Raw genomic sequence first — 2,651 nt, forward strand, 5'->3', positions numbered from 1 at the left:
TTAGAATACCTAAAAAAATTTAAAAGTACATAAGGAATTTGAAAAAGAATTCGTCAAATTTATCTTTAACTTAAAAACGTGTGATTGGGAAAAAAACATAGACCTTTTTGAACTTGAAAAAAATTTGAATAATATGAAACTCTTTGTTAGGAGGATAAAAGATGGAAGAAAAAGCGATCGAAGTTAAGAATCTTACTAAAAAATTTAAAAAGGTTACGGCAGTAAAAAACGCTAGCTTTGACGTGGAATATGGTGAACTTTTTGCTTTTCTTGGACCTAATGGTGCTGGTAAAAGCACAACCATAAGGATTTTAACTACTTTAGCTGTTCCCACATCTGGAGATGTACACGTTGCAGGATACAATGTTATAAAAGATGGTGAAAAGGTTCGAAAAAAGATCGGATTAGTAGCAGACAAGATGATTTTATACGATAGACTGACTGCTTATGAAAATGTTGAGTTCTTTGCAAAATTATACGGGATGGAACCCACAGAGATTAAAAAGAGATCCGATGAACTTTTTGAAATTTTAGAAATTTCAGAATGGCGCAATGAATACGTTTCAAAATTCAGTACAGGCATGAAACAAAAAATCAACATTATAAGGGCCCTTATCCCACAACCAGATATACTTTTCCTGGATGAGCCTACCTTAGGCCTAGATCCACATACAACAGTAAGCTTGAGGAACTTTATAAAGCATTTGAATAAAGATATGGGAAAAACTATCGTATTAACTACTCATGATCTTCACGAAGTTGAGATGTTAGCTGATACTATAGCCATAATTAACAAAGGTGAAATCGTCACCAAAGACTCCAAAAATAATGTAAAAGAATATTTCCATGAAAACCCACGGGTGGAAGTTGAGTTTGAAAATACACAAGAAGCAAAATTGTTAACAATAGAACCCCTAGAAATACAGGGTACAAGATTAACATACCAAGTAAACAATTTAAACGAATTTCTGAAAGAGATTGATAATAAAAATATTAAATTGAAACATATAAAAACAATTGAACCATCTTTAGAGGACATATTTGTAAAAATAACGTCTAATTAATAGAACTATTAAAAATGGCTTTAAATGGGCTATTGGTTAAAATATCTTTATCCTTATGGGTGCGGAGCGGGGCAAAGGGGCGCTATAAAAGACAGTATCATCTAATTAAGATTGGGAGGAAGCAAAAAATGAACACTCTAAGAATAGCTCTTAAAGACTTAAAAACATTCTTAAGACGAAAAACAACTTTCATCTTCTCTATATTAATGCCGATAATCATGATGATAATGACAAGTTATATATTTCCTCAAACTGATATGCAAGGCCAAAACGCAATTGGTTTTTACTTTGAAGATACTATTGCCAAAACAATGTTCAAAAACCAGATAGATGAATTAGAAGAACAAAATATCCTTTTATTCAACACAAGAGATGAACTATTGAACTCATTAATAGACGGTAAAATCACCGCGGGTGTTGTTGTACCTCGAGATTTTTCATTGAAAATGGCAACTGGAAATGCAGAAATACAAATTATTCCTAGTCCTAACAACCCTCAAGCAGGCATAATGATCGCTGAATCGTTACCAGGTATGTTTGCACAATTTAACAGCTCACAAAATTCAATAAAAGTTTCCTCAAGATTGACAAACGTCGATGGAAGTAAATTTAACTATTACGATTTTATGGCCCCAGGAATTATGGCAATGATTTCCATTATGAGTGTAATGACAGGTTTAGCAGCTTCCATAACAAGGGAAAGAGAACTAGGAACAATGGATGGATTGATGGTTACACCGATAAGCAGGGGAAGTATCGTTGTAGGAAAAATTATTGCCCAAACTGTGAGAGGTATGATGCAAGCCCTTATTGTGTTAGTTATATCTATATTAATTTTTCATGTACATATTGTTGGTTCGATTTGGCTAACTATTTTTATACTTATCTTAGGTACTTTCAGTTTTATAGGCATAGGTATTATTGTAACAGCTTCTTTTAAAGAACAAGAAGCCGCAGAAATTACGATGACTACCATAACTTTTCCTATGATATTTTTTTCTGGCGTATTTTTCCCTATAGAACAGATGCCTAATTTTGCAAAGGCTGTTTCGAAGATTTTCCCTTTAACCTATTCAGCTGATGCTTTAAGAAAGGTTGTAGTCCTTGGTGCTTCCATCGGAGATGTGAGGAACCAAATATTTGTTCTTTTGACTTTTGCTTTAACAACCTCTATTGTTGCTAGTTTATCTTTTCAAAAGCTTGTACAGGAATAATTTTTTTATAAAATTTGGATATTTTAAGATATTGTTATAAAATATAAATGAGGTAAAGTATTGTAGAGAAAAAGGAGGTTTTTATGAATAACAATCCAAACAGAAGAGGTTCCCTTTTTGGACCGCTTTTTATATATTTTATTTTGGCTATGCTTATTTTTATGAGCATTTCTCAGTTGAATACCTCGAACATAACTGAGATAAGTTATACTGATCTAGTGAATTTAATAAATCAAGACACAATCATAAGTTTGCAGATCGACACAAGTGGTTTAATCCAAGCAAAAGCCAAAAACGGGCAACTTTTTCAGGTTTACGCCCCAACTCTGCTTACGGATCAAGCTTATGTAAGGGCATTAGCAAATGATGGCAT

General features: G+C 32.9%; 3 protein-coding genes. All 3 read left to right on the forward strand.

Going from position 1 to position 2,651, the window contains the following annotated elements; genetic code table 11:
• Positions 1–161 precede the first annotated feature (161 nt).
• Positions 162–1,064, forward strand: coding sequence for an ABC transporter ATP-binding protein (locus tag AA81_RS12780; RefSeq protein WP_103078857.1), 903 nt, complete (start codon positions 162–164; stop codon positions 1,062–1,064).
• A 128-nt stretch (positions 1,065–1,192) separates the two neighbouring features.
• On the forward strand, positions 1,193–2,278 hold the full coding sequence (locus AA81_RS12785) for an ABC transporter permease (protein WP_169926315.1): 1,086 nt from the start codon (positions 1,193–1,195) through the stop codon (positions 2,276–2,278).
• Between the two features lie 83 nt (positions 2,279–2,361).
• A partial coding sequence (locus tag AA81_RS12790; protein ID WP_211292716.1) for an ATP-dependent metallopeptidase FtsH/Yme1/Tma family protein occupies positions 2,362–2,651 on the forward strand: 290 nt, incomplete at its 3' end.

The organism is Petrotoga halophila DSM 16923 (genome assembly GCF_002924615.1).